At 66.1% G+C, this 24263-nt stretch carries 26 protein-coding genes and 1 tRNA gene; 22 read left to right on the forward strand and 5 right to left on the reverse strand.

Annotated elements, in window-relative coordinates; genetic code table 11:
• Nucleotides 1-3: 3 nt before the first annotated feature.
• The 4 genes from QOL57_RS20865 to mmsB are packed head-to-tail and all read left to right on the forward strand — an operon-like array spanning nt 4 to nt 4026.
• Entirely contained in the window at nt 4-1170 is a 1167-nt protein-coding gene (locus tag QOL57_RS20865; protein ID WP_089241474.1) for an acyl-CoA dehydrogenase family protein, read from the forward strand.
• Nucleotides 1167-1964, forward strand: a complete 798-nt coding sequence (locus QOL57_RS20870; RefSeq protein WP_089241472.1) for an enoyl-CoA hydratase — start codon at nt 1167-1169, stop codon at nt 1962-1964. Before QOL57_RS20865 ends, QOL57_RS20870 begins: the two co-directional genes overlap by 4 nt.
• Nucleotides 1961-3139, forward strand: coding sequence for an enoyl-CoA hydratase/isomerase family protein (locus QOL57_RS20875; RefSeq protein WP_089241470.1), 1179 nt, complete (start codon nt 1961-1963; stop codon nt 3137-3139). The genes QOL57_RS20870 and QOL57_RS20875 overlap by 4 nt, the downstream gene beginning before the upstream one ends.
• Nucleotides 3136-4026 carry a 3-hydroxyisobutyrate dehydrogenase gene (gene mmsB / locus QOL57_RS20880; protein ID WP_089241468.1) on the forward strand — a complete coding sequence of 297 codons (891 nt, stop codon included), beginning with the start codon at nt 3136-3138 and terminating at the stop codon, nt 4024-4026. The genes QOL57_RS20875 and mmsB overlap by 4 nt, the downstream gene beginning before the upstream one ends.
• Before the next feature lie 310 nt (nt 4027-4336).
• Here mmsB and QOL57_RS20885 read toward each other — a convergent pair whose 3' ends face one another.
• Together QOL57_RS20885 and QOL57_RS20890 are read right to left on the reverse strand one after the other, a co-directional pair.
• Entirely contained in the window at nt 4337-4762 is a 426-nt protein-coding gene (locus QOL57_RS20885; RefSeq protein ID WP_004153735.1) for an organic hydroperoxide resistance protein, read from the reverse strand.
• Nucleotides 4763-4873: 111 nt separating this feature from the next.
• A complete protein-coding gene (locus tag QOL57_RS20890; RefSeq protein WP_089241466.1) occupies nt 4874-5830 on the reverse strand; it encodes a cation transporter in 957 nt (318 codons plus the stop codon).
• 232 nt (nt 5831-6062) lie between these two features.
• Here QOL57_RS20890 and QOL57_RS20895 point away from each other — a divergent pair, with 232 nt between their 5' ends.
• The 9 genes from QOL57_RS20895 (at nt 6063) to QOL57_RS20935 (ending at nt 16251) form a co-directional block, all read left to right on the forward strand.
• Nucleotides 6063-7517, forward strand: coding sequence for a SulP family inorganic anion transporter (locus QOL57_RS20895; protein ID WP_089241464.1), 1455 nt, complete (start codon nt 6063-6065; stop codon nt 7515-7517).
• Nucleotides 7518-7621: 104 nt separating this feature from the next.
• Nucleotides 7622-8077 (forward strand): hypothetical protein, encoded by a 456-nt coding sequence (locus QOL57_RS20900; RefSeq protein WP_089241462.1) that lies wholly within the window; start codon nt 7622-7624, stop codon nt 8075-8077.
• Between the two features lie 209 nt (nt 8078-8286).
• The gene (locus QOL57_RS20905) at nt 8287-9153 is read left to right on the forward strand and encodes a lysozyme inhibitor LprI family protein (RefSeq protein WP_089241460.1); all 867 of its coding nucleotides are present in this window, start codon (nt 8287-8289) and stop codon (nt 9151-9153) included.
• Nucleotides 9154-9465: 312 nt separating this feature from the next.
• Complete coding sequence (locus QOL57_RS20910; protein ID WP_242629949.1) at nt 9466-9873, forward strand: lysozyme inhibitor LprI family protein; 408 nt, start codon at nt 9466-9468, stop codon at nt 9871-9873.
• Between the two features lie 41 nt (nt 9874-9914).
• Nucleotides 9915-12326, forward strand: a complete 2412-nt coding sequence (locus tag QOL57_RS20915; protein WP_089241456.1) for a peptidoglycan-binding protein — start codon at nt 9915-9917, stop codon at nt 12324-12326.
• Between the two features lie 109 nt (nt 12327-12435).
• Entirely contained in the window at nt 12436-13467 is a 1032-nt protein-coding gene (dusA, locus tag QOL57_RS20920; protein WP_089241454.1) for a tRNA dihydrouridine(20/20a) synthase DusA, read from the forward strand.
• 212 nt (nt 13468-13679) lie between these two features.
• Entirely contained in the window at nt 13680-14048 is a 369-nt protein-coding gene (locus QOL57_RS20925) for a hypothetical protein (RefSeq protein ID WP_089241452.1), read from the forward strand.
• 72 nt (nt 14049-14120) lie between these two features.
• Nucleotides 14121-14804 (forward strand): response regulator transcription factor, encoded by a 684-nt coding sequence (locus tag QOL57_RS20930; RefSeq protein ID WP_004136763.1) that lies wholly within the window; start codon nt 14121-14123, stop codon nt 14802-14804.
• Between the two features lie 22 nt (nt 14805-14826).
• On the forward strand, nt 14827-16251 hold the full coding sequence (locus tag QOL57_RS20935) for a sensor histidine kinase (protein WP_089241450.1): 1425 nt from the start codon (nt 14827-14829) through the stop codon (nt 16249-16251).
• Nucleotides 16252-16336: 85 nt separating this feature from the next.
• Here QOL57_RS20935 and QOL57_RS20940 read toward each other — a convergent pair whose 3' ends face one another.
• On the reverse strand, nt 16337-17128 hold the full coding sequence (locus tag QOL57_RS20940; RefSeq protein WP_165376019.1) for a M90 family metallopeptidase: 792 nt from the start codon (nt 17126-17128) through the stop codon (nt 16337-16339).
• Nucleotides 17095-17370: a hypothetical protein gene (locus QOL57_RS20945; protein WP_089241446.1), complete on the reverse strand. Its 276-nt coding sequence runs from the start codon at nt 17368-17370 to the stop codon at nt 17095-17097. Before QOL57_RS20945 ends, QOL57_RS20940 begins: the two co-directional genes overlap by 34 nt.
• A 143-nt stretch (nt 17371-17513) precedes the next feature.
• Here QOL57_RS20945 and birA point away from each other — a divergent pair, with 143 nt between their 5' ends.
• The 6 genes from birA to QOL57_RS20975 all read left to right on the forward strand — a co-directional run bounded on the left by birA (nt 17514) and on the right by QOL57_RS20975 (nt 20973).
• On the forward strand, nt 17514-18479 hold the full coding sequence (gene birA / locus QOL57_RS20950; RefSeq protein ID WP_089242004.1) for a bifunctional biotin--[acetyl-CoA-carboxylase] ligase/biotin operon repressor BirA: 966 nt from the start codon (nt 17514-17516) through the stop codon (nt 18477-18479).
• Entirely contained in the window at nt 18476-19207 is a 732-nt protein-coding gene (locus QOL57_RS20955; protein WP_089241444.1) for a type III pantothenate kinase, read from the forward strand. Before birA ends, QOL57_RS20955 begins: the two co-directional genes overlap by 4 nt.
• A gap of 9 nt (nt 19208-19216) precedes the next feature.
• Nucleotides 19217-20056, forward strand: a complete 840-nt coding sequence (locus QOL57_RS20960; protein WP_089241442.1) for an SPOR domain-containing protein — start codon at nt 19217-19219, stop codon at nt 20054-20056.
• Nucleotides 20057-20097: 41 nt separating this feature from the next.
• Nucleotides 20098-20173: transfer RNA gene (locus QOL57_RS20965), tRNA-Thr, on the forward strand.
• Between the two features lie 85 nt (nt 20174-20258).
• The gene (locus QOL57_RS20970; protein WP_089241440.1) at nt 20259-20549 is read left to right on the forward strand and encodes a type II toxin-antitoxin system RelE/ParE family toxin; all 291 of its coding nucleotides are present in this window, start codon (nt 20259-20261) and stop codon (nt 20547-20549) included.
• Between the two features lie 46 nt (nt 20550-20595).
• The gene (locus QOL57_RS20975) at nt 20596-20973 is read left to right on the forward strand and encodes an addiction module antidote protein (protein ID WP_089241438.1); all 378 of its coding nucleotides are present in this window, start codon (nt 20596-20598) and stop codon (nt 20971-20973) included.
• A gap of 21 nt (nt 20974-20994) precedes the next feature.
• Here the strand turns inward: QOL57_RS20975 and QOL57_RS20980 are convergent, their stop codons facing one another.
• On the reverse strand, nt 20995-21930 hold the full coding sequence (locus tag QOL57_RS20980) for a hypothetical protein (protein ID WP_089241436.1): 936 nt from the start codon (nt 21928-21930) through the stop codon (nt 20995-20997).
• Between the two features lie 160 nt (nt 21931-22090).
• Here QOL57_RS20980 and QOL57_RS20985 point away from each other — a divergent pair, with 160 nt between their 5' ends.
• The 3 genes from QOL57_RS20985 to QOL57_RS20995 all read left to right on the forward strand — a co-directional run bounded on the left by QOL57_RS20985 (nt 22091) and on the right by QOL57_RS20995 (nt 24254).
• Entirely contained in the window at nt 22091-22858 is a 768-nt protein-coding gene (locus QOL57_RS20985) for a DUF3011 domain-containing protein (RefSeq protein WP_089241434.1), read from the forward strand.
• Nucleotides 22859-23029: 171 nt separating this feature from the next.
• Entirely contained in the window at nt 23030-23950 is a 921-nt protein-coding gene (rocF, locus tag QOL57_RS20990) for an arginase (RefSeq protein ID WP_089241432.1), read from the forward strand.
• A 166-nt stretch (nt 23951-24116) separates the two neighbouring features.
• Complete coding sequence (locus QOL57_RS20995) at nt 24117-24254, forward strand: entericidin A/B family lipoprotein (protein ID WP_019661832.1); 138 nt, start codon at nt 24117-24119, stop codon at nt 24252-24254.
• Nucleotides 24255-24263 lie beyond the last annotated feature (9 nt).

Below are 24263 nucleotides of genomic sequence, written 5' to 3' on the forward strand. Positions count from 1 at the left end.
GCCATGAGCCACTCGATGACGACGGAGCAGGAAGAAGCGCAGCAGGCCTATCGTGAGGCTGCGCGTGACTTCGCACAGGCCGAACTGGCGCCGCACGCCGCGCGATGGGATGCGGAGGGCATCTTTCCGCGCGAGGCGATCGCCAAGGCCGGTGAACTGGGCTTCTGCGGTCTGTACATGGACCCGGAAGTGGGCGGCAGCGGCCTGAGCCGACTGGACGCCGCCGTCGTCATCGAGGAGCTCGCCAACGTCGACCCGTCGACCGCGGCCTACATCAGCATCCACAACATGGCCTCGTGGATGGTGTCCAAGTGGGGCCAGCCGGCCCTGCGCGATGCATGGGGCAATGACCTGTCATCGGGCAGCAAGCTGGCCTCGTATTGCCTGACCGAGCCGGGTGCCGGCTCGGATGCGGCCTCGCTGAAGACCAGCGCCGTGCGCGATGGCGATTTCTACGTGTTGAATGGCTCCAAGGCCTTCATTTCCGGCGCCGGTGCCACCGAACTGCTGGTGGTGATGGCACGCACCGGCGGTGCTGGTGCAGGCGGGGTCAGCGCGATCGCGGTGCCGGCCGACCTGCCGGGCATCAGCTACGGCCGCAAGGAAGAGAAGATGGGCTGGAACAGCCAGCCCACCCGCGGCATCACCTTCGAAAACGTCCGCGTGCCGGTCAGCCACCTTCTGGGAGAGGAAGGCGGCGGCTTCAAGCTGGCGATGAAGGGGCTCGATGGCGGCCGCATCAACATCGCCGCCTGTTCGCTGGGCGCTGCACAGGGTGCGCTGGATGCCGCACGCCGCTACATGGGCGAGCGCCGCCAGTTCGGCAAGGCGTTGTCCGAGTTCCAGTCACTGCAGTTCAAGCTGGCCGACATGGCCATCGAGCTGGTCGCGGCACGGCAGATGGTGCATACCGCCGCCTGCAAGCTCGATGCCGGTGCCAGCGATGCCAACGTGTGGTGCGCGATGGCCAAGCGTTTCGCTACCGATGCCGGCTTCAACATCTGCAACGAAGCCCTGCAGATCCACGGTGGCTACGGCTACATCCGCGAATATCCGATCGAGCGCCTGCTGCGCGACAGCCGCGTGCACCAGATCCTGGAAGGCACCAACGAGATCATGCGGGTGATCGTTGCCCGTCACCTGCTCAATACCGAAGAGGAACTGCGATGAAGGATTGGCGTACCCAGGAGCACGTGGGCCTGAAGGTCGAGACCGATGGCCACACCGCCGTGGTCACCCTGAACAACCCGCCAGCGCATACCTGGACCGCGCACAGCCTGTCGGCGCTGCGCGACCTGGTGGGCGCGCTCAACGCAGACCGCGACATCTACGCGCTGGTGATCACCGGTGACGGCGAGAAGTTCTTCTCCGCCGGTGCCGACCTCAACCAGTTTGCCTCCGGCGACAAGGCTGCCGCTCGCGAAGCGGCGCGCCGTTTCGGTGAAGCCTTCGAGGCGCTGTCCGCGTTCCGTGGTGTGTCGATCGCCGCCATCAACGGCTACGCCATGGGCGGCGGCCTGGAATGCGCGCTGGCCTGCGACCTGCGCATCATCGAAGACCACGCCCAGGTCGCGCTGCCGGAGGCCACCGTCGGCCTGCTGCCGTGCGCCGGTGGCACCCAGAACCTGCCGCGCCTGGTTGGCGAGGGCTGGGCCAAGCGCATGATCCTGCTCGGCGAGCGCATCAACGCCGAGACGGCGGTGCGGATTGGTCTTGCCGAAGAAAAGGTCGGCAAGGGCGAATCCAAGGCGCTGGCACTGGAATGGGCGAAGAAGGCTGGCAAGCAGAGCCCGACCAGCATCGCCGCCTGCAAGACCCTGGTGCAGTCCACCCGCACCGGTACCCATGCATCGGCATTGGTGGCCGAGCGCGAGGCCTTCGTCGATCTGTTCGACACCGCCGATCAGGTCGAGGGCGTGAGTGCCTTCCTTGAAAAGCGCGCCGCGCAGTGGAAGAACGCATGACTGCGGTCGACACGAACGTTGCCGAAGCACCGGTACTGTTCGAAGAACGCGCCGCCGGCAACGGCACGCGCATCGGCATCGCCACGCTCAACGCACCGCGCACGCTCAATGGCTTCTCGCTGCCGATGGCACATCTGCTGTTGAAGCAGCTCAACGCCTGGGCCGACGACGACGGCATCGCCATGGTGGTGCTGCAGGGCGCGGGTGAAAAGGCATTCTGTGCCGGCGGTGATCTGCACAGCCTGTACCAGAGCATGCTCGCCTACCGCGAGGCCGGCCACACGGACATCCGCGAGAACGACTACGCCGCCGAGTTCTTCGACGTCGAGTACCGCGTCGACTACCTGATCCATACCTACGCCAAGCCGATCCTGTGCTGGGGTCATGGCATCGTGATGGGCGGCGGCATCGGCCTGATGTCCGGCGCCAGCCATCGCGTGGTTAGCGAGCGTTCCAAGCTGGCCTTCCCGGAAATCACTGTCGGCCTGTTCCCTGACGTGGGTGGCAGCTGGCTGCTGCCGCGCGTACCGGGCAACGGTGGCCTGTTCCTGGCCCTGACCGGTGCGCTGCTCAACCCCGGCGATGCGATCTATGCCGGTCTGGCCGACGTGCATGTGGCCGAGGAGCGCCGCAGCGCGGTGTTCGATGCGCTGCTGCAGGTCGCGTGGTCGGCCGATGCCGCACGCAACCACGAGCGCCTGTCGCAGCTGCTGCTGTCGTTCGCCAGCGATGCAGCTACCGGCCCGCTGTTGGCCAATGCCGCGCAGGTCGGTGCGCTGTGCGAAGGCGATGATCTCGCCGCCATCGTCGAACGCATCAGCACCCTGCAGACCGATGATGCCTGGTTGCAGGCCGCACAGAAGACGCTGGCTGCCGGTGCGCCGGGTTCGGCACGGCTGGCCTTCGAACTGCAGCGCCGCAGTGCTGGCCAGGACCTGGCGAGCGTGTACCGGCTGGAATACATCACGGCCCTGCATTGTGCTGCGCATGGCGATTTTGCCGAAGGCATCCGCGCGCTGCTGATCGACAAGGACCGCACTCCATCGTGGAACCCGGCCACGCTGACCGAGGCCAGCCGCGCTTGGGCCGATACGTTCTTCGCTTCTCCCTGGGCCGATGCCGCGCATCCGCTGGCCGACCTGGGCACCCCTGTCGCTGAAAGGAGCCTGGCATGAGCCGCATTGCATTCATTGGGTTGGGCAACATGGGTGGCCCGATGGCCGCCAATCTGGTCAAGAACGGCCACACCGTGCGCGTGTTCGATCTGGTGCCGGCCGCTGTACAGGCCGCTGTCGATGCAGGCGCCAGTGCTTCTGCATCGGCACGCGAGACCCTGGCTGACGCCGAGGTGGTGATCTCGATGCTGCCGGCCAGCCGCCACGTCGAAGGCGTGTACCTGGGCGACGACGGCATCCTTGCCGCGATTCCCGCCGGTGCGCTGGTCATCGACTGCAGCACGATCGCGCCCGCCAGCGCGCGCAAGGTTTCCGAAGCGGCCGCCGCACGGGGCCTGCAGATGATCGATGCACCGGTGTCTGGTGGTACTGCCGGTGCACAGGCCGGCACGCTGACCTTCATCGTCGGTGGTGAAGAGGACGCGCTGGAACGCGCCCGCCCGGTGCTGCAGGCGATGGGCAAGAACATCTTCCATGTGGGCGCCAGTGGCGCCGGCCAGGTTGCCAAGCTGTGCAACAACATGGCGCTGGGCGTGATCATGGCCGTCACCGGCGAAGCCATCGCGCTTGGTGTGGCGCACGGGCTGGATCCGAAGGTGCTGTCGCAGATGATGGCGGTCAGCACCGGCCGCAGCTGGGCCACCGAAGTGTGCAACCCGTGGCCGGGCGTGCTGGAAAACGCACCGGCGTCGCGCGGCTACAGCGGTGGCTTCGGCAGCGACCTGATGCTGAAGGACATGGGCCTGGCGGTGGAAGCGGCGATGAGCGTCGGCGCCTCGATCCCGCTGGGCGAAGTGGCCCGTAACCTGTACTCGATGAACCACCAGGCCGGTCGCGGCAAGCTGGATTTCTCCAGCGTCGTGCAGCTGATCACCAGCGAAAAATAGGGCTTGGACGTGTAGAGCCGAGCCCATGCTCGGCTGCCTTTCCACCGCGCATCGCGGCGCCGGATGGATCAGCCGAGCATGGGCTCGGCTCTACGCAAGCGAATGCGCCCCCGGCCACGTGCCGGGGCCCACCCGAGGTGGGATGGGCGGATGCACGGTTTCGACCGGCATCCGCCCATTTTTTTGGGTCAGATCCCTGGGGTCGGATCCCTTTCGCAACGCGAAAGGGCTCTGACCCTGATGCTCCGCGATGGCCCGCAACGGGGTCAGAGCCCTTTGCCGGTGGCAAAGGGGCCCGACCCCGGCCGCATCAGGCAACGATCAGCGTCACGTCGATGTTGCCGCGGGTAGCGTTGGAGTACGGGCAGACGATGTGCGCCTTCTGCACCAGCTCTTCCACCTGCTCGCGCGGCACGCCCGGCACGTTGATGGTGAGCTCGGCTTCGATGCCGAAACCGGTCGGGATCTGGCCGATGCCGACCTTGCCGGTCACGGTGGTGTCGGCCGGCAGTGCGACCTTGGCCTGGCCGGCGACGAACTTCAGTGCGCCGAGGAAGCAGGCCGAATAGCCCGCAGCGAACAGCTGTTCCGGATTGGTACCCGGGCCGCCAGCGCCGCCCAGCTCGCGCGGGGTCGACAGCTGGATGTCCAGCACGTTGTCGGAGGACACGGAACGGCCTTCGCGGCCGCCGGTGGAGGTGGCCTGGGCGGTGTACAGAACCTTTTCGATGGACATCGGGATGCTCCTGGTCAGTGGGTGGGTGGTGCGTTGGAGCCTACTTTGCCCGGATTCTCCGCACGTTGGGTTACAACACGTCCGAAAAACTTGATTGAACGTCCTGTCAGCCTAGATCGTCCATTCCCGGTCAGTGGTGAACATGATGGTCAGCCAGCGGTCCGGCGATGATTCGCCCAGCGCATCGCCGATCTCGTCACGCAGGTGATCCCACTCCAGCAGGGGACGCGGCGGATCGTCTTCACGCACCACGAAGAACAGCTCGATCTGCTCGCCACGGCCCACCTGGGCCACGTAGCTGCGGTGTTCGACGAAGCCGTGCTTTGCAACGATCGCCCGCGCCACCGCATCCACGTGCGCCTGCAGTTCCGGCGGCGTGACCAGCAGGATGCCGGCCAGCGCGCGCCGCACCGTGCCCAGCGGCGCGATCATGACCAGCACGCAGACGAACGCCAGGATGGCCGGATCGATGTATGGCCCGACCCAGGCCAACGACGTACCGTGGACCAGCACACCGCCGAGGAAGGCCGCCAGGTAGCAGGCCGACATGCTCGCGGCAATCACCCAGTTCTTCGCGTCCAGCGCGATGAACTCCGAGCCGATGCGCCGGTTCGCACGCAGCACGAACCAGGCCAGCGCGCTCTCGGCCACGATCGACAGTGCGGCGAAGATGATCGCGGGGCCAAGCGCGATCTGCCGCCCACCCGACATCAGCGCATCGACCGCATTGACCAGCGCGTACAGCGCTGCGCCGATCATCAACGTGCCGCTCACTCCCAGCACGATCGGTTCCAGGTGCCAGAATCCCATGGTGAAGCGCTGGTTGAGGCGCGACTGCACGGCATCGGTCTGCGTGGACAGGGCGATCAGCCGCGCGACCAGCAGCGACAACCAGGTCATCACCACGTCGATCAGCCCGTAGATGCCATCGAAGATGATCAGCGAAGAATTGGCCAGCAGGCCGAACACCACCGCCACTGCAGCCAACAGCAGCGAGCCGACGATGGACAGGCGCAGCACGCCCTGTTCGGTGCGTGGATCGAAGTAGCGGGGCGGGGCCGTGACCATGCAGCATTGTAGAGCGGAGCCATGCTCCGCCGCCTTTCACGCAGTCTGGCCTACCTCCGGGTCATCGGCTGCAGTAAACTCCGCCCCTCCCACGCTCCCCGACGACGCACTGCAGTGATCACGCCACCCTGACCCTTGCCGCCCATCGGCAGCCGGCCCATCCGGCTCAGGAACCCGTGCCTTTCCACTGCAGCGCCACGTGGCCCCGCCCGCGTGTGCGCGGAGCTTTTCCATGCAAACGTCCTATCCCCTGCGCCAGCAATGGCTCGGCAACCTCCGTGGTGATCTGCTGTCCGGCGCCGTTGTTGCCCTGGCGCTGATTCCCGAAGCCATCGCGTTCTCGCTGATCGCTGGCGTCGACCCCAAGGTCGGCCTGTATGCCGCGTTCTCCATCGCCGTGATCACCGCCATCGCCGGTGGCCGGCCGGGCATGATCTCCGCCGCCACCGGCGCGATGGCGCTGGTGATGGTCGATCTCGTTCGTGATCACGGCCTGCAGTACCTGTTCGCCGCCAGCATCCTGGCCGGCCTGCTGCAGGTAGTGGCCGGCCTGTTCAAGCTCGGTTCGTTGATGCGGTTTGTTTCGCGCTCGGTCATCACCGGTTTCGTCAATGCGCTGGCGATCCTGATCTTCCTGGCGCAGTTGCCGGAGCTGGTCGGGCGAGGGCCCGCGGTCTACGTACTGTGTGCCGCCGGTCTGGCGATCATCTACCTGCTGCCACGCCTCACCCGTGCGGTGCCGTCTCCGCTGGTGGCCATCGGCCTGCTCACCGCTGTGGTGGTGGGGTTCGGCATCGACGTGCGCACGGTTGGCGACATGGGGCAGCTGCCCGACAGCCTGCCGCATTTCCTCATTCCCGATGTGCCCTTCACCTGGGAAACGCTGCGCATCCTGCTGCCGGTGTCGGCCACGCTGGCGGTGGTTGGCCTGCTCGAATCGATGATGACTCTGCAGATTGTCGAGGACATCACCGAGACGCCCAGCGAGCGCAACCGCGAGTGCGCCGGCCAGGGCCTGGCCAACACGGTCACCGGTTTCCTCGGTGGCATGGCCGGCTGCGCGATGATCGGCCAGTCGGTCATCAACGTGACCTCCGGTGGCCGCGGCCGCCTGTCCTGCCTGGTGGCCGGCGTGCTGTTGCTGGTGCTGGTGGTGTATGGCAGCGACCTGGTGCGGCAGATTCCGATGGCGGCGTTGGTGGCGGTGATGATCATGGTCAGCATCGGTACCTTCAGCTGGCGCTCGCTGCGTGACCTGCGCACGCATCCGCGCAGTTCGTCGGCGGTGATGCTGCTGACCGTGGTGGTCACCGTGGCCACTCACGACCTGGCGAAGGGTGTGCTCAGCGGCGTGCTGTTGTCCGCCCTGTTCTTCGCCCGCAAGGTGGGCCGCATGCTGGACGTGCAACTCGAAGACGTTGCGGACATGCAGGTCTACCGCGTGCGCGGCCAGGTGTTCTTTGCCTCCGCCGGGCAGCTGGGTGCGGCGTTTGATTACCAACGCGTGGCGGCGAAGGTCGAGATCGATCTGCGCGAGGCCCACCTGTGGGATCTGACCGCGGTCGCAGCGCTGCAACGCGCGCAGGAAAAGCTCGCCGCGCACGGTGCCGAGGTCAGCGTTGTCGGCCTCAATGCCGCCAGCCAGACGCTGATCGAACGGGTGGGGGGCAGGGGCGGTGCGCACTAACAACCTCCTTGCCGTTCTCATCTGCAAGCTTTCTTATTGAGGCATGCTTTCGCCAAATGCACTGTGATCGCGTGCACTCGGCACAGATCAGAAAAGGACGACAGATGAGCGCAGCACGCGTGCTTCCGTTATTTCTGTATTTCGCACTGGGGCTTGGTTTGACGGCGCTATCGCCCATTGCGGTTGCGACCTCGCCCCGCATCGTTATCGAACATGTTTCCCACCATCGCGCGGGAACCGCTGAGGCGGCGGCGATCGCACGGTGGCTGGACAGCATCCCGGATGCGGATCGGCGGACGATGGAGCTGGGCACGATTACGGTGCGGCAGCGCCGGCTCCCCACCGATGCGCGGGCCTCTGCTGCAGTGGCCCCTCCCGTTCCGCTTCCGGCCTCGGGTGCTGCCGGTGAGAAGATCACCATCACCAATGAGCTTCCCGGTGGCTTCGTGGAAACCTGGACGTTCCAGTGGGTTGGGGGAGAGGGTGGGGGCGGTTGGAAGCAGACCGATTACGAAACGCACGCGCCGATCGTGCAACCTGATCGGCCCAACGAACTGTGATGGAGCGGTGGTGGCCGGTCGCAGCAGGTCACCGCCCGCGAAGGTTGGTCGCGTCAAGTTTCTGCGACACCGGCCAGGAAAACGGAATCCGGTCAGCCATCTGAAACCGCACCTGTCGTAGGATCTGCACCATGATCGGGGCAGATGGACGGCCCCTCCCCGCCGGTGCCCGCTGGCGACACGCAAGGGAGATTCAAGCAATGCAGGCAATGGATGCCCGTCGGGGCAATGAGCAGATCGCCTTCGGGCGTCGGTACTGGGAGGTGCTGGCCCTGTGCCTGGCGCTTGCCGCCTGCCAGGCACCTTCTTCCCCTGCATCGGCCGAAGCCGCGGCCACCCCCGCACCGCTTGTCGCGGCATCGCCGACAGCCTCGCCCGGCCCAGCGTCTGGTGATTCCTCCGGGTACCCCGATGCGTCCTACACGGACGGTCGCCTGCGCCCGGCTTATGGCTGGTGCGTGGATGGCGTGGAGGATGCGGGCAAGCTGCAGGCCTGCGGCAAGGACGAACTGGCCTATCAGGAAGGGCGCCTGCAGGAGGCTGCCGGCAAGGTCGCCGCCGGGCTTGATGCGGCGGCTAAGAATGCGTTCCTGGCCACGCAGGCGACCTGGCGCAGCGATACCGATCGCCATTGCGTCGCTGCGGTCACTGCCGGGGTGGATGACCTGCAGAAGGCACAGGAGTGCCGCCTGTTCCGCGTGGCCAACCGCGCTGACGCATTGCTGGCGCAGAGTGGCCCGCCCGATACCTCCTATACCCAGGCGCCGCTGCGGCCGGAGTACACCCGTTGCGTGCAGGACGCGCGTGGCATGAACGACCAGCTTGAAGCGTGTGACGCCACCGAGTTGGCCTACCACCGCACGCAGATGGAGGAGGTGGTCGCGCGCATCATGGACGGCCCCGACGGCCCGGCCAAGGACCGATGGATGGACGAGCAGGCTACCTGGGCCGAGGACACCGGCAAACGCTGCAGTCCGGCCGCCGAGAGCGTGGGCCAGGTGCTGGACGCGCAGTCGTGCCTCATCAACCGTTATGCCAACCGGACGGTGGAACTGCAGACGCGCGAACGTCGTTGATGTCGGCTGAAACCTGAACTCAGTCAGGCATCGGCATTCTGCGCTGGAGTAGCATCCTCACCGTGATGGGGCCGATGGACGGCTCCTCTTTGCCGACCCACCCGGCGACTCACCAGGGAGAAGCAAGCAATGCAAGCCGTGAGCGCGCCTGCGCGCATTGATCGATCCGCCTTTGAAATCCGACGTGGAATTGCGCTGGCGCTGTGCCTGTTGCTGGGCGCCTGCCAGGCACCTTCGGCCGACAGTTCCACGGTTGTCGCTGCCACAGGCGCAGATAAGCCAGCGCCGGCAGCCACATCGATACCGGCCAGCGTGACTCCTGCGTCTACAGCCGTCGATGCCGACGTGGATTCCGATGACTTTCCCGCGCCGCTGCCCGATGCGTCCTACACCCAGGCCAATCTGCGTCCTGCCTACACCCGTTGCGTGGACGCCAGCGAAGCGGTGACAGCGCGCCTGCAGGCATGTGGCGACGAGGAATTGAGTTACCAGGAAAACCGCTTGGCCGAGATCGTTGCCGGCGTCGTGGCAAGTCCTGACAGCAAGGCCAAGGATGACTGGATGGATGCGCAGGCTGCCTGGTGGTCGGACACCAATCGCCATTGCCGCTGGGATCCCAAAACCGATGGCCAGGGCCAGATGCTGGATGCCCAGTCGTGCCGCCTCAACCGCGTGGCCAACCGCGTTGACCAGCTGCAGGCCGCTGCACAGAACAAGTGAACCAAATCCACAGCACTGCCAACTGAGAGGAGTCCTTCGACATGGATGTAGTGACCGACGCAAGGAAGGCGATGGAACACTGGCATCGCGGCCAGACCTCCGCCCGTTTTGAAACCGACAACCGTGGCCCAGGCTGGATTTCCTCGGGCAAGGGTGATCATGGCGGCGTGTCCTATGGCAGCTACCAGTTCGCCAGCGCAGTTGGCGGGGTGGACGAATACCTGAAGTCGTCCCGCTATGCGGACCAGTTCCACGGCCTGAAGCCCGCGACGGAAGCGTTCAGTGAGCGCTGGAAAGCCGTGGCCGCGCGCGACGAGAAGGGCTTTGCCCAGGAGCAGCACGATTTCATCCAGCACAAGTATTACGACGTGCAGATGGATCGCTTGAAGAAGGCTGGCGTGGACCTGGAAGGTCGCGGCCCGGCGGTGCAGGACGCGCTGTGGAGCACCTCGGTGCAGTATCGCAACATGACCCGTGGTGTATTCCAGAATGGTCTGAAGCAGGCCTATGGTGATGATTACAAGCTGTCCGAGCTGAGCGACGAGCAGATTGTGCGGGCCGTGCAGGATTACAAACACGCCAACGTCCAGCGCCACTTCGAGAGTTCACCCAAACAATGGGATTCGCTGCGCGAACGCACGCTCAACGAGAAATCCGAGCTGGTTGCACTGGCACGCTACGAGAAAATCAATCACGGCCCGCAGCCCTACCAGGGCAAGACCTACGAGCAGGCGTTCGGTGAGCCGGCGCATCGTCAGCCTCCCGCACGCGCAGCGCGTGCACCGATGGCCGATGGTGTGCTGGTGCAGGGCGAACGCGGCAATGAAGTGCACGCGCTGCAGCAGAAGCTGGCCCAGGCCGGCTACACCGGTGTGGATGGCAAGGTGTTGAAGCCCGACGGCGATTTCGGCAGCGACACCCATCATGCAGTGCGTCAGTTCCAGAAGGCGCACGGGCTGGAAGAAGACGGCAAGGCGGGGCGTGACACGTTGTCTGCACTGAACGCCGGGGTTCGCCAACCCGCACAGACACCGGCACCGGCATCGGCATCTGCATCGGTACCTTCGCCGGAACGCCACGAGCCGAAGCTGCCCTCTGCGAGTGGTGCGCCGGTTGCCGCCGCCCCCGGTGGCGGCCGCATCACGGTGATCGAGCCCTACGGCAATGTCACCAGCAACCGCACGCTTGCTCACGGCATCAGTGGCGAAACGGCCTATCGCGAACTGAAGATCCATCACCCCAACACCAACGCCGAAGCCGTGCGTACCGGCGATGCCCGCAAGGCCGACCGCCAATCGGGCATGGTCGAAGGCGAGATGGAGAACATCCGCACACGCGAGGACAAGAATGACATTCCCCTGGTACGCAAGGACCTGATCCTGACCGATCGCCTGGGCAGCCGCGATGTGATGATTCCGAACCCGGTGGCCGGCTACGCGCAGTTCAACAAGGATGCGACCAATTCGATCAGCCTCTACAGCCACCAGGTCGGCGATCCGCGCCGTGAACTGGTAGGCCAGGTGCTGCACGGCGCCGCCGGCACATCGCCCTACAAGAACGGCGACTTCGTCGAGTACGGGGCGCCGCTGATCCAGCAGTCGAACGCAGGCAGCAAGCCGGTGCACGCACATATCGAAGTGGAGCCGGCGCAGTTCCGGCGCTACCTCGGCGACATGCTCAACGACCGCATCACCCTCGGTGGCAAGGTGCACGCGCAGGGGCCCGAAGCGGCGCAGGCTGCACGCGCCACGCAGCAGGCGCCGATGGCCGATGGCATGCTGGTGAAGGGCGAACGCGGTGACGAGGTCAAGGCGCTGCAGGGCAAGCTGGCAGCACTGGGCCATGTGGGCGCCGACGGCAAGCCGCTGGCGACCGATGGCATCTACGGCAAGGACACCTTTGCGGCGGTCAAGCAGTTCCAGGCCAACAACGGCCTGGAGCAGGATGGCAAGGCCGGCCGCCAGACTCTGGGCCGATTGGACGACCCGGCCGCAGTGAAGGCCGCAGGTCAGCCTGCTGCGCCGGCAAAAGCGGAGCCGACCGCGCCGGCAGCTTCCAGCATGCGCGACCCTTCGCATGCCGAGAATCCGCGCTTCAACCAGGCGCTGGAGAAACTGCAGGTGCTGCAACAGCAGCGCGTGCAGGCCGGGCTCTGCCCGCTGTTCGCCAACGCGCAGGAGACCGAACGTGCTGCTGGCCAGCTGGCCTACGAGAGCAAGGTCGCCGGCATGCGCCAGATCGACCACGTGGTCGCGCGCCCGGATGGCAGTGGTCTGTTCGCCGTGCAGGGCAACGTCGGTGACCCGGCCGCGCAGCGCACCTTCGTCGACAGCCGACAGGCCGTGTCGCAGTCGGTCGAGGCCAGCACCCGCCAGACCGAGGAACTGGATATCCAGTTCAACCAGCGCGTGCAGGAACAGCAGCAGGAGCAGGTGAAGGGGCGCGCGCAGTAGGGTCGCCGCGGTGGGTTCCCGGGGCCGGTGGTACGCCGGCTCCGGGCAGTACTCCGGGCCCCGCCATCGCCGTTCAGCCCGGCGGTGTAAACTATTGATCTCACTGGCAATGCCAGTCTCCACGATCAACCGCCCGATGACGTCCGCCACCGCCCGTTACGCTGATTCCCTGCGCCTGTCCGTCGCCCCGATGATGGACTGGACTGACCGCCATTGCCGGGTGTTCCACCGCCTGCTGGCGCCGGGTGCGCGGCTCTACACCGAAATGGTGCACGCCAACGCGGTGATCCACGGTGATCGCCAGCGCCTGCTTGGTTTCGATGCCAGCGAACAACCGCTGGCGCTGCAGCTTGGTGGCAGCGATCCGGCCCTGTTGGCACAGGCCGCGCGCATCGCCGCCGAGTGGGGCTACGACGAGGTCAACCTCAACTGCGGCTGCCCGTCCGACCGCGTGCAGGCCGGGCGTTTCGGTGCCTGCCTGATGCGCGAGCCGGTGCTGGTGGCCGAGTGCGTATCGGCCATGGTCGAGGCGGTGGACATCCCGGTGACGGTGAAGTGCCGCCTGGGCGTGGACGAGGACGACAACTACGACGTATTCGCCAGCTTCGTCGACCGCCAGGTCGATGCCGGTGCCGCGATGGTGGTGGTGCACGCGCGCAATGCCTGGCTGAAGGGCTTGTCGCCGAAGGAGAACCGCGAGGTTCCGCCGCTGAAGTACGACTGGGCCTATCGCCTGAAGCAGGAGCGCCCCGGACTGCCAGTGGTGCTCAATGGCGGCCTGGCCAGCGTCGAGGCGGTACAGGCGCAGGCCGCGCACGTCGATGGCGTGATGCTCGGCCGCGCGGCTTACCACGACCCCTACCTGCTGCATCAGCTGGAGGTCCTGCACACCGGCGCGCCGCTGCGACCGCGCGGTGAACTTCTGCGCGCCCTGCGTCCGTACATCGACGCCCGTCTGGGCGAGGGCCTGGCCCTGAAGCACATCACCCGCCACATCCTCGGCCTGTTCCACGGCCAGCCGGGCGGCCGCGCATTCCGCCAGGTGCTGAGCGAGGGCGCACACCGCCCAGGCGCCGGCTGGGCCCTGATCGAGCAGGCGCTGGAAGTGACCGATCGTGGCGCTGATCGCGCTGCAGCGTGACAGTCGTCACATTCCTGACTTGACAAGCGGAGCGGATTCGTTCCGAATGTTCACTTAGCTGAACGACGCGACGGAGCCTCCCGAAAAGTTCAGACCGGATTCACCGCCCGAAACCAAGAATTTGCAAAAGATTTGTAAAACGCCGGGTTCCATTCCGGTGCCCGGATTTACGACTTTTGAACGAATCGCCGTGCTCGGCTAGGATCGCATCGATGTCTTCCGCTCCCTTCCACCGCTGTTTTGCCCTGGCCACCTGCGTGGTCCTGGCGGCTGCCCCGCTGTCTTCGGCGCTGGCGCAGGACCCGCAGCGGGAGCAGGGGCGCGCTGAAATGATGGAGCGTGGTGGCCGTGCGGCCAACAACGAGCGTTCGCTGTCCGATGCCGTGCGCCGCGTGCAGCGCACCACCGGTGGCCACATCCTGGGCGCCGAGCGGGTGCCGTTCGATGGTCGTGACATCAACCGGGTCAAATACATGGACGACCGCGGTCGGGTCCGCTACATGGACGACCCCGCCCCGGCACGTTCACAACCGCGCACGCCGCGGTCGGATATGTCATCACTACGCGGCGATAACCCCTGAACAGGGATAGTTGTCGCTATCAACCCGTACCCACAGGCCTCCGGGCCGCACCCAGCACACTAGGGAGAGTTCATGCGTATCCTTCTGGTCGAAGACGAAGCCCCGCTGCGTGAGACCCTGGCAGCCCGGCTCAAGCGCGAAGGTTTTGCCGTCGATGCAGCGCAGGACGGCGAAGAAGGCCTGTACATGGGCCGCGAAGTACCGTTCGACGTCGGCATCATCGACCTTGGCCTGCCCAAGATGTCGGGCATGGAGCTGATCAAGGCCCTGCGCGACGAAGGCAAGAAGTTCCCGGTGCTGATCCTGACCGCGCGTTCGAGCTGGCAGGACAAGGTCGAGGGCCTGAAGCAGGGCGCCGACGATTACCTGGTCAAGCCGTTCCATGTGGAAGAGCTGCTGGCCCGCGTCAACGCGCTGCTGCGCCGCGCTGCAGGCTGGAGCAAGCCGACCCTGGAATGCGGCCCGGTCGCCCTGGACCTGGCAGCGCAGACCGTCAGCGTGGCCGGCAGCAATGTCGACCTCACCAGCTACGAGTACAAGGTGCTGGAGTACCTGATGATGCATGCCGGTGAACTGGTCTCCAAGGCCGACCTCACCGAGCACATCTACCAGCAGGACTTCGATCGTGACTCGAACGTGCTGGAAGTGTTCATCGGCCGCCTGCGCAAGAAGCTGGACCCGGATGGTGAACTGAAGCCGATCGAGACCGTGCGCGGTCGTGGCTACCGTTTCGCGATTCCGCGCAACGAGGGCTGAGGCCTTCAGCAGGCGATAAACGATGTCCGGCCGTCTGTGGTTCTTCCGACGCTGGCGGCCGCGCTCTCTGCAGGCGCGCCAGATGTTCGCCGCGTCCGTGGGTCTGGTCGCGTTCCTGGCCCTGGCCGGTTACGCGCTCGATGCCGCCTTCGCCGATACGGCGAAGGCGAACCTGCGTGAGCGCCTGAAGAACTACGCCACCTCCTACGCGGCCGGCATCGACTTCACCCGCGACCGCTCGCTGTACATCCGCGAGCAGCCGCCGGATCCGCGTTTCGACGTGCCCGGCAGCGGCCTGTACCTGCAGGTGGTGATGCCCGACGGCAAGGGCAATTCAATGTCCGCCGAAGGCCCGATGCTGCCCACCGTCGGCGGCGGCCTGCTGGCCCCGCGCCAGGAAGTGTTCGAAGGCCCGCTGCCGATGATCCAGATCGACGGCAGCCAGGGCTCGGTGTACCGCTATGGCCTGGGCCTGGTGTGGGATGCCGACGCCGACCCGGCGACCGAATTCCCGTACACCATCTACGTGATGGAAGACTCGCGCGCGCTGGGTGCGCAGCTGCGCGTGTTCCGCAGCCGGGTCTGGTTCTACCTGGGCGGCATCGGCCTGATCCTGCTGCTGCTGCAGACGGTCATCCTGCAGTGGAGCCTGCGTCCGTTGCGGCGGGTGATCACCGAGCTGACCAAGGTCCAGCGCGGCGAGACCGAGCGCATGAGCGAGCGCCACCCGCGCGAGCTGGAGCCGTTGACCGACAGCATCAATGCCTTCATCGAGGGCGAGCGTGAGAACCTCGAGCGCCAGCGCAATACCCTGGCGGACCTGGCGCACAGCCTGAAGACGCCGATCGCGGTGCTGCGCACGCAGATGGACAGTGGAGCCGGTGATGGCGCGCTGCGCGAAGAACTGGACGTGCAGCTGCAGCGCATGAACAACCTGGTGTCCTACCAGCTGGCACGTGCGGCTTCGTCGGGCCACAAGCTGTTCTCGGCACCGCTGCCGATCGAATCCAATGCCGAGGAAATCGTGCGCGGCCTGGAGAAGGTCTATGCGTCGAAGGGCGTGCTGTGCGAATTCGACATCGACCCGGCCGCGCGCTTCCACGGCGAACCGGGTGACCTGCAGGAACTGCTGGGCAACCTGCTGGAGAACGCATTCAAGTGGGCTAAGCGCCGCGTGCTGCTGACCGCGCAGCCGCTGCCAGCGCCGAACGCGCGTCGCGCCGGTCTGCTGCTGGCGGTGGATGACGATGGCCCGGGCATCGCCCCGGAAGACATCGGCAAGGTGCTGCAGCGTGGCGTGCGCGGCGACGAGCGCGTGCAGGGCCACGGCATCGGTCTGTCGATCGTGCAGGACCTGATCAAGGATTACCGCGGCGAGCTGCAGGTGTCCCGTTCCAGTGAACTGGGCGGCGCCCGTTTCGAAGTGCAGCTGCCGCCGGGGCCGTAAGCCTCCGCAATCGGTAGTGCCGGCCGCTGGCCGGCAACCTCATGATCTTCGGTGGCATCGCCAGGCTGCCGGCCAGCGGCCGGCACTACCGTATTTCGATCTTCGGCGGCTCGCCGTAGAACCGCTTGAGATGCGCAGCCACTTCCGGCAACGCTTCGGCCAGCAGATCCGGCGCAGAGAAGTGGTACTCGCTGGCCACCGCGAAGAACTCTTCTGGTGCTTCCGCCGCATACGGATCGATCAGCGTTTCCACGCCTGCATCCACCTGCGCACAGAACGCGTCGTACGATTTCTGGAAGTCCGCAGCCCACTCGCGTTGCCACGCACGCGGCAACGGCGGCGTGCCGTCCATCGCACCGTCCAGCCCATCCAGCTTGTGCACCATCTCATGCACGGCCACGCAGTAACCCTCATGCGGTGCAGCCAGGTCGGCCTGCACATCGGCCCACGAAAGAATCAACGGACCGCTGTCCCACGACTCGCCGATCAGCTCGTCATCCCACTCATGCAGTACGCCGGCGGCATCCATGTGGCTGCGATGCACGCGGAACGCATCGGGGTAGACGATCAGCTGCGACCAGCCCTCCAACCCTACTTCGCCGAACTCCAGCAGCGGCAGGCAGCACAGTGCGGCCAGCAGCACGCCATCGGCCGGCTGCAGCTGCAGTTCGCCGATCGGGGAGATGGTCTTCTCATGCAGGAAGCGCGTGGTCAGCGCGCGCAGGCGTGTACGCCGTTCGTCGTCCAGGCCGCGCAACCACGCTGCGCGGTGGCAGGCGTCATTCCAGTGTGCGTCTTCAATCGGCCGCGGCACGGGCCGCAACCACTGCAGCAACGTCTTGATCAGCGGAACATACCCGGCAGGTAGCTGTGCCACTTCGGCGCGCGGATGCGCTGCAGTACATCGTCGTCACCGCCGCCACCGCTGCTGGTGGTGGCGGCAGGGCGTACCGGTGCCGGCTTGGCGGCAGCTGCGGCCGGCGTGCTGGTCGGTGTGCGCTGCGAAGCCGCATCGCTCGCCGAGTAGACGCAGGCGCCACGGCTGTCATCAAGCGCTGCTGTGGCAGACGCCGCGAAGGGCATCGTCAGCAGGATCAGGCAATGGGCGTAACGGCGCATTGACGACATCCACGTTAAGGGAGGGTGAGCTCTCGATTCTAGCCCGAACCCGGCGCCAGATTGGAAGCCCGCCGGAACCGGGCCTGGCGGGCGTCGCTGGCGGCTTTCCCGCATAATTCCGTTCTGACCTTGTGGAAGCTGCCGTGGACGATCGCCAACTGCTGGCCAAACTCGCTGCCGGTCGCCTGTCCGGCGACGCCCTGGCCCGTGAGCTGGGCCAGACCCGGGCCGCCATTTGGAAGCGTATTCAAGGGCTTAGGGCCGCCGGTGTCGAGGTGGAAGGGCGCGCGGGCGAGGGCTACGGGCTGACCCGGCCGGTCGACCTGCTGGAGGCCAAGACCATCCGCGCCGGCCTGCCCAAGGACGCCGCCGCGCTGCTGCACGACCTGCAGGTGGCCTGGACGGTGGACTCCACCAACGCCGAATTGCTGCGGTGCAGCGCGCCCCAGCGCGGTGTCAGCGTCCTGCTGGCCGAGCGCCAGACCGGTGGCCGTGGCCGTCGTGGCCGCACCTGGGCCTCGCCGTTGGCCGCGCATGTGTATCTGTCGGTGCTGCGTCTGTTCGAGGGTGGCCTGGGCCGACTGGCCGGCCTGAGCCTGGTCGCCGGCGTCGCCGTGGCCGAAGCGCTGCACGACCTGGGCTACGCGCAGGCACAGCTGAAATGGCCAAACGACGTGCTGGTGGATGGCCGCAAGCTGGTCGGCCTGCTGGCCGAGGGCGGTGGCGAGTACGCCGGCCCGGCGCGCGCAGTGATCGGTATCGGCATCAACGTACACATGCCGCCGGCCTTCGCCGAACAGATCACCCAGCCCTGGGTGGACCTGGACACGCTGGCCGGCGCATCGGTGGATCGCAACACGGTGGTGGCCGCGGTGCTGGCACGCCTGCTGCCGGCGCTGGAAGAATTCGATCGCGAGGGGCTGGCGCCGTTCCTGCCGCGCTATGCAGCGTTCGACATGCTGGCCGGTCGCGAAGTGCGCGTGCAGCTGGATGGACAGTGGCAGCACGGTACCGCGCTCGGCCTGGCCGACGATGGCGCGCTGCGCGTTGACATCGATGGCCGCGAGCGCCTGCTGCATGCCGGCGAAGTCAGTGTGAGAAAAGCATGAGCGACTGGTTGTTCGACCTGGGCAATTCGCGTTTCAAGTTTGCCCCCTTGCATGGCGACCGCGCCGGCGACGTACAGGCCTGGGCACATGGCGCCGAAGGCATGGCCGGGCAACCGCCGCACAGCCTGCCCAGTGGTGAAACCGCGTTTGTCGCCAGCGTCGCCGCGCCGTCGCTGACCAGCGCAATGCTGGATCAGCTGCAGCGCCGCTTCGAGCACGTGCATGTGGTGCGCACCAGCGCCCAGTGTGCAGGCGTACGCATTGCCTACGCCAAGCCGGAAAAATTCGGTGTCGACCGTTTCCTGGCCCTGCTTGCCGCCGCAAAGGCGCAACGGCCGGTGCTGGTGGTCGGTGTCGGCACCGCCCTGACCATCGACCTGCTTGATGCCGATGGTCAGCATCACGGCGGACGCATTTCCGCCTCGCCGACCACCATGCGCGAGGCATTGCACGCGCGCGCGGTGCAGTTGCCGGCCAGCGGTGGTGACTACAGCGAATTCGCCAACGACACCGCTGATGCGTTGGCGTCCGGCTGCGATGGTGCCGCCGTTGCATTGGTCGAACGCAGTGCCCGCCAAGCGCAGGCGCTGCTGGGCGTGATGCCGTCGCTGCTGGTGCATGGCGGTGGCGCGCCGGCATTGATGCCGCTGCTGGACGGCGCCGACTACCACCCGTCGCTGGTGCTGGATGGCCTCGCCCGCTGGGCGGTGCACCAGCCCGCAGGCTAGTATCGGCGCATGCTGACCCGTGCCCTGATCGTCGTGCTGGCGATCCTCAATCTTGGTGTCGCCACCTGGTGGCTGCTGCGCGATGAGCCCGCGCGCGCGCCGTTGCCACCGCACCCGACCGGCGTGGCCGAACTGCGTTGGCTGCCCGGCGGGACCGATGCGGCCGTGGCCGCGCAGGTCTCTGCAGCGGCACCCACAGAAGCATTGGTGGAGCGTGAGGCCGCGCCGGCTACCGCAGTGGCTGCTGCACCTGCGCCGGCAGCGGCGACTCCGACTCCGACATCGGTCAGCAAACCCGCCGAACCGGCGAAGGCGCCCGAACCGGTCGCCGCCATCGCCAAGCCAGCGCCGGGACCGGTGGCCGAGAAGCCCGCAGCCCCGCCTGCACCGCCGCGCTGCCTGGCACTGGGCCCGTTCCCCGACCGTGCCGCCGCCACCGCCGCACAAAGCCGTGCGGGCAACCTGCTGAGCCAGGTGCGCCTGCGCGAGCAGCCCGCCGCCAGCGGCAGCGCCCGTTACCGCGTGCTGCTGCCCGCCGCCGCCAGCCGCGATGACGCGCAGGCCACAGTCAAGCGCATCGTCGCCGCCGGCCTCAGCGACTACTACATCATCAGCCAGGGCGACGAGACCAACGCCATTGCGCTGGGCCAGTACCGCAACCGCGAGGGCGCCGAACGGCGCATGGCCGCAGTACAGGCCGCCGGCTTCCAGCCGCGTCTGGTGGCCAGTGGTGATGCGGGCCAATGGTGGCTGGAAGGGCAGCTGTCGGCTGCCGCCGAACCGGCCCAGGCGCAGCAGCGCAGCGGTGCCGCGCAGCAACGGTCGCTGGAATGCACGCGACTGCGCTAGAATTCCCAAACCACGGCGCTGCCGTCGGCGTTTCACCCCATGCCGCTTTAGCTCAGTTGGTAGAGCAACTGTCTTGTAAACAGTAGGTCATCCGTTCGATTCGGATAAGCGGCACCATCCACTGACCACGATCAGTGCAAGCAGTCCAGTGGCGTTCCCCACATGAGTTGCGATCATCGCATGTGTCCATTATAGTGGACATGTGGCGAGAATTCAGACAACCACTGAGTTCAACAGTTGGCTCAACGGTCTGCGTGACAAGCAGGGCCGTCAGCGCGTCGCTGTACGCATTACACGGCTGGCGCTGGGTAATCCCGGCAAGCACCGGGTGCTCGCCGGCGGTATCGCCGAACTGAAAATCGACTCCGGCCCGGGATACCGCATCTATTACACGCAGCGCGCTGGAATTACCTACATCCTGCTGTGCGGCGGCGACAAAGACAGCCAGTCACGCGACATCGAGCAGGCCCGCAAGCTCGCCAGCCTGCTTTGACCAAGTAGCCGCAGCGTATACGCGACAGAAGATGAGGCAGACCGTCATGAACAACAAAGTACAGCTGCACGATTGGGACGCTGCTGAACACCTGCGCGATGAAGAAGACATCGCTTTTTTCATCGAAGCCGCGCTGGAAGAGGCTCCCGATGACTCGGCCTTCATCGCGTCCGTACTGGGTATCGTGGCGAGAGCACGAAACATCTCAGATCTTGCACGCACTACGGGGATCGCCCGCGAAACGCTCTACAAGATGCTGCGTGGAGAAGGAAACCCAACCATGGGCAACCTCAGCAAGCTGGCCAGATCGCTTGGGTTCCGTCTCAGCCTGGTGCCGGTCGACAGCAACGGCAAGCCAGTCAAGGCGAAGCCCAAAGCCAATTCAGGCAAGACCACTTCGAAGAAGGTGAAGAAGGTGGCGTGAATTGGCACTGTTCGTGTCCGATCAACGCTGCCCCGGATCACCCGGCACCAGGTGCCGCCACGGAAACCCATCCTTGGCGAAATGACTGACATAGCCCCCCGTTGCTGCCTGGATGACCATGAACGACAACCGTGGGCGCATAACCTGCAGTGACTGCAGCTGTTCCAGCGCCAGCGCGCTGTTGCGCAGCCGGAAGGTGTGCAGCGCATCGAAGGCGTCGCTGGCGAACAAGCGCTCATAGACCGCGAAAGGCGTGACCGCATCAGGCTCGCGCGCGTCGGCCCAGGTGAACTGCAGCTCCGTCGATTCGCTGAAATCCAGCAGGCCCAACGCAGGCAGGTTGCGTGATGCGACGAGGTTGTCGATGAAGCGCTGGGTGTCAGAGCCACCGCCGATGCGCAGGCTGTGCAGGTGTGGCAGCGGCACCTCGAAGAACGCGGCGTCAGGTGCATTCGGCACCACCAGTTCGCTCAGATACGGGGCTTTGGAAACGAAGCGGGCGATCTCGCCGTCTTCTTCCATGATGGTGCCCGCGCGCTGCACCAGCGACATGTTGTGGTCGGCCGGTTCGGTGGGGGAGATCGACAACGAGCGCAGGCGCGGGAAACGCACATCGCTGTCCAGCAGGGCAGTGAACTCCCACTCACGCGTGCCGTTGGCTCCTTCATCCGGGCCGGTGAACGACAGCGACATGATCGCATCGGCCACGCGCTGATCGGACAGGCAGGCCAGCGTCCACGCGAACGGCTCCTCCCATGGGTTGCCGAAGAACTCCACGTGCAGGCCGCCGTACAACGGCGCCACGGTCACCCGTTCCTGCAGCGCCGCCCACAGCGGGTCTGCCGGATCCTGGATGTCCAGTTCATGCTCGGCCGCGCTGTCCAGGGTGAAGGCATGGATGCGTTGCTGCAGCGCCAGCAGCAGCTGTTGCGCGTGGTCGAAGGGCAGGGCGGTCATGCGTGTGTACCGGACGTCCGTGTGATACCCCGATGATAGCGCTGGCCCGCTGGCGGCGGTCTGCAGCCGGTGATCGGTGGCTTGATGTTCCTCACGACAGAGCGACTCCGGCAGCCCCCATACTGGTGCCCACCGCACATCTTTTGCCAGGAAGCCGACCATGCGCCGCCACCGCCTGTCGTTGACCGTCGCGCTGCTCGCCAGCGCCTTCGCAGCACCGGCGATGGCCGCCGTGCCGTTCTTCAACGCCAGTTGCCCGGGTGGCATCGACGTGCACGCCGACGAAGGCGGGCCGGTCTACGTGCAGGGCCGCGAGGCCACACTCAAGCGCTTCAACGATCGCTACTTCGAGGCGCGCGATGCCAACAGCGGCACCACGCTTTCGATCAGCACCGGCGATGACGGTGCGCCGCAGGTCAGCTACACCGGGCGCGGTGGTGCCAACGGCATCTGCCAGGTCAGCGGCGGCGGTACGCCTGCGGCCGCAGAAGGGGGCAGGCACCACCGGGATCAGGATCGCAATGACAATGCGGCGCTGCCACGGGAAGTGACCTGCGAATCCACCGACCAGCGCCAGGTGTCCTGTGACATGGACACGCGTGGCACTGTGGAGGTCGTGCGCCAGCTCAGCCGTACCCGTTGCGAGCAGGGCAGCAACTGGGGCCTGTCGCGGCATTCGGTGTGGGTCAACGGTGGCTGCCGTGCGACGTTCCGCAACATGTCCAAGGCCGCAGCCAACGCGCCAGCGGGTGATACCGCGCTCGGTGCGTGCAACGCAAGCAAAGGCGCGCAGGGCACGCTCGTGACCCAAGTACCGGTCGGAACCGATTACCAGGAACTGATCATCGATTATCCCGAGGGCCGCTTCCTGTGCATGATGCGCAACAACGGCCAGGTGCAGAGCCTGACGCCGATACGTCATCGTTGATCACGATGGGGTGGTGCCGGCTGTTGGCCGGCAAACTCCGCGAACCCTGAAGGCAGAATGGTTGCCGGCCAGCGGCCGGCACAGCCCGTGGGTGATCCTGCTGCACCGCCGCGAGTGGTGTCACATGCGTCTGGCTAGACTGTGCTTCTTTTTCGTTCGCAGGAGGCACCCATGGCCCATCATCCCGCCGTTACCCTGATCGGCGTCCCCACCGACATCGGGGCGGGCCATCGCGGCGCCCGGCTGGGGCCGGAAGCCCTGCGCGTGGCTGGCCTGCCTGAAGCACTGGAAGCGCGTGGCGTGGACGTGCGCGACCTCGGCAACCTGGACGGCCCACGCAACCCGTGGACCGCGCCGGTGCAGGGCTATCGTCACCTGGACGAAGTGGTGGCGTGGAACCACGCGTTGATGGAAGCCAGCTATGCCGAGCTGCAGGCCGGGCGCATGCCGATCATGCTCGGTGGCGACCACTGCCTGGGCATCGGTTCGATCACTGCAGTCGCGCGCTGGTGCCGCGAGCAGGGCAAGGACCTGCGCGTGCTGTGGCTGGATGCGCACTCGGATTTCAACACCAGCGATGTGACCCCGTCGGGCAACATCCACGGCATGCCGGTGGCCTGCCTGTGCGGCCTTGGCCCGGATGCGCTGACCAAGCTGGGTGGCACCTCGCCGGCCATCAAGCCCTCGCAGATGCACCAGATCGGCATCCGTTCGGTGGACCCGGAAGAGAAGCGCCTGATCAAGACCCACAAGGTCGATGTCTACGACATGCGCTACATCGATGAGAACGGCATGAAGCGCACCGTGGAAGCGGCGCTGGCCGGCATCGATGAGAACACCCACCTGCACGTCAGCTTCGATGTCGATTTCCTCGACCCGAGCATCGCCCCGGGTGTGGGCACCACGGTGCCGGGCGGGGTGAACTACCGCGAAGCGCAGCTGGTGATGGAGATGATCGCCGACAGTGGCCGCATGGGCTCGCTGGATATCGTCGAACTCAATCCGCTGCTGGACAACCACAACAGCACCGCCGAACTGGCCGTGGATCTGGTGGAAAGCCTGTTCGGAAAGTCGACCCTGATGCGCGATTGAGAGGGTCTTGCCTGAACGGTTGGACGAACCGTTCACACGCGCTCCACGCCCCTGCCGCCAGATTGCACCTCACGCGGCAGTGTTGGCTTCAACCAGCCTGCCGCCCCGATCAATACAACCGAACCCCGTGATTGAGCGGTGTAGCGGCAAACCCAAGGAGAAGCCCATGAAGCGCGTAGTTGCCCTGATGCTGTTGTCGATGTTCTCGGTGGCCCTGCTGGCCGGTTGCAACACCGTTGCCGGTGCCGGCAAGGACGTGCAGAAGGCTGGTGAGAAGGTTGAGGATGCCGCCAAGGGCAACTGAGCCTGAGGT

It is taken from the genome of Stenotrophomonas sp. yr243 (assembly GCF_900184195.1).
GTDB classification, from domain to species: domain Bacteria; phylum Pseudomonadota; class Gammaproteobacteria; order Xanthomonadales; family Xanthomonadaceae; genus Stenotrophomonas; species Stenotrophomonas lactitubi.

What these genes read in the sequence shown, in the direction of transcription:
- QOL57_RS20865 (WP_089241474.1), top strand. Translation starts at nt 4, where the DNA reads ATGAGCCACTCGATGACGACGGAGCAGGAAGAAGCGCAGCAGGCCTAT.
- QOL57_RS20870 (WP_089241472.1), top strand. Translation starts at nt 1,167, where the DNA reads ATGAAGGATTGGCGTACCCAGGAGCACGTGGGCCTGAAGGTCGAGACC.
- QOL57_RS20875 (WP_089241470.1), top strand. Translation starts at nt 1,961, where the DNA reads ATGACTGCGGTCGACACGAACGTTGCCGAAGCACCGGTACTGTTCGAA.
- mmsB (WP_089241468.1), top strand. Translation starts at nt 3,136, where the DNA reads ATGAGCCGCATTGCATTCATTGGGTTGGGCAACATGGGTGGCCCGATG.
- QOL57_RS20885 (WP_004153735.1), bottom strand. Translation starts at nt 4,762, where the DNA reads ATGTCCATCGAAAAGGTTCTGTACACCGCCCAGGCCACCTCCACCGGC.
- QOL57_RS20890 (WP_089241466.1), bottom strand. Translation starts at nt 5,830, where the DNA reads ATGGTCACGGCCCCGCCCCGCTACTTCGATCCACGCACCGAACAGGGC.
- QOL57_RS20895 (WP_089241464.1), top strand. Translation starts at nt 6,063, where the DNA reads ATGCAAACGTCCTATCCCCTGCGCCAGCAATGGCTCGGCAACCTCCGT.
- QOL57_RS20900 (WP_089241462.1), top strand. Translation starts at nt 7,622, where the DNA reads ATGAGCGCAGCACGCGTGCTTCCGTTATTTCTGTATTTCGCACTGGGG.
- QOL57_RS20905 (WP_089241460.1), top strand. Translation starts at nt 8,287, where the DNA reads ATGGATGCCCGTCGGGGCAATGAGCAGATCGCCTTCGGGCGTCGGTAC.
- QOL57_RS20915 (WP_089241456.1), top strand. Translation starts at nt 9,915, where the DNA reads ATGGATGTAGTGACCGACGCAAGGAAGGCGATGGAACACTGGCATCGC.
- dusA (WP_089241454.1), top strand. Translation starts at nt 12,436, where the DNA reads ATGCCAGTCTCCACGATCAACCGCCCGATGACGTCCGCCACCGCCCGT.
- QOL57_RS20925 (WP_089241452.1), top strand. Translation starts at nt 13,680, where the DNA reads ATGTCTTCCGCTCCCTTCCACCGCTGTTTTGCCCTGGCCACCTGCGTG.
- QOL57_RS20930 (WP_004136763.1), top strand. Translation starts at nt 14,121, where the DNA reads ATGCGTATCCTTCTGGTCGAAGACGAAGCCCCGCTGCGTGAGACCCTG.
- QOL57_RS20935 (WP_089241450.1), top strand. Translation starts at nt 14,827, where the DNA reads ATGTCCGGCCGTCTGTGGTTCTTCCGACGCTGGCGGCCGCGCTCTCTG.
- QOL57_RS20945 (WP_089241446.1), bottom strand. Translation starts at nt 17,370, where the DNA reads ATGCGCCGTTACGCCCATTGCCTGATCCTGCTGACGATGCCCTTCGCG.
- QOL57_RS20955 (WP_089241444.1), top strand. Translation starts at nt 18,476, where the DNA reads ATGAGCGACTGGTTGTTCGACCTGGGCAATTCGCGTTTCAAGTTTGCC.
- QOL57_RS20960 (WP_089241442.1), top strand. Translation starts at nt 19,217, where the DNA reads ATGCTGACCCGTGCCCTGATCGTCGTGCTGGCGATCCTCAATCTTGGT.
- QOL57_RS20975 (WP_089241438.1), top strand. Translation starts at nt 20,596, where the DNA reads ATGAACAACAAAGTACAGCTGCACGATTGGGACGCTGCTGAACACCTG.
- QOL57_RS20980 (WP_089241436.1), bottom strand. Translation starts at nt 21,930, where the DNA reads ATGACCGCCCTGCCCTTCGACCACGCGCAACAGCTGCTGCTGGCGCTG.
- QOL57_RS20985 (WP_089241434.1), top strand. Translation starts at nt 22,091, where the DNA reads ATGCGCCGCCACCGCCTGTCGTTGACCGTCGCGCTGCTCGCCAGCGCC.
- rocF (WP_089241432.1), top strand. Translation starts at nt 23,030, where the DNA reads ATGGCCCATCATCCCGCCGTTACCCTGATCGGCGTCCCCACCGACATC.
- QOL57_RS20995 (WP_019661832.1), top strand. Translation starts at nt 24,117, where the DNA reads ATGAAGCGCGTAGTTGCCCTGATGCTGTTGTCGATGTTCTCGGTGGCC.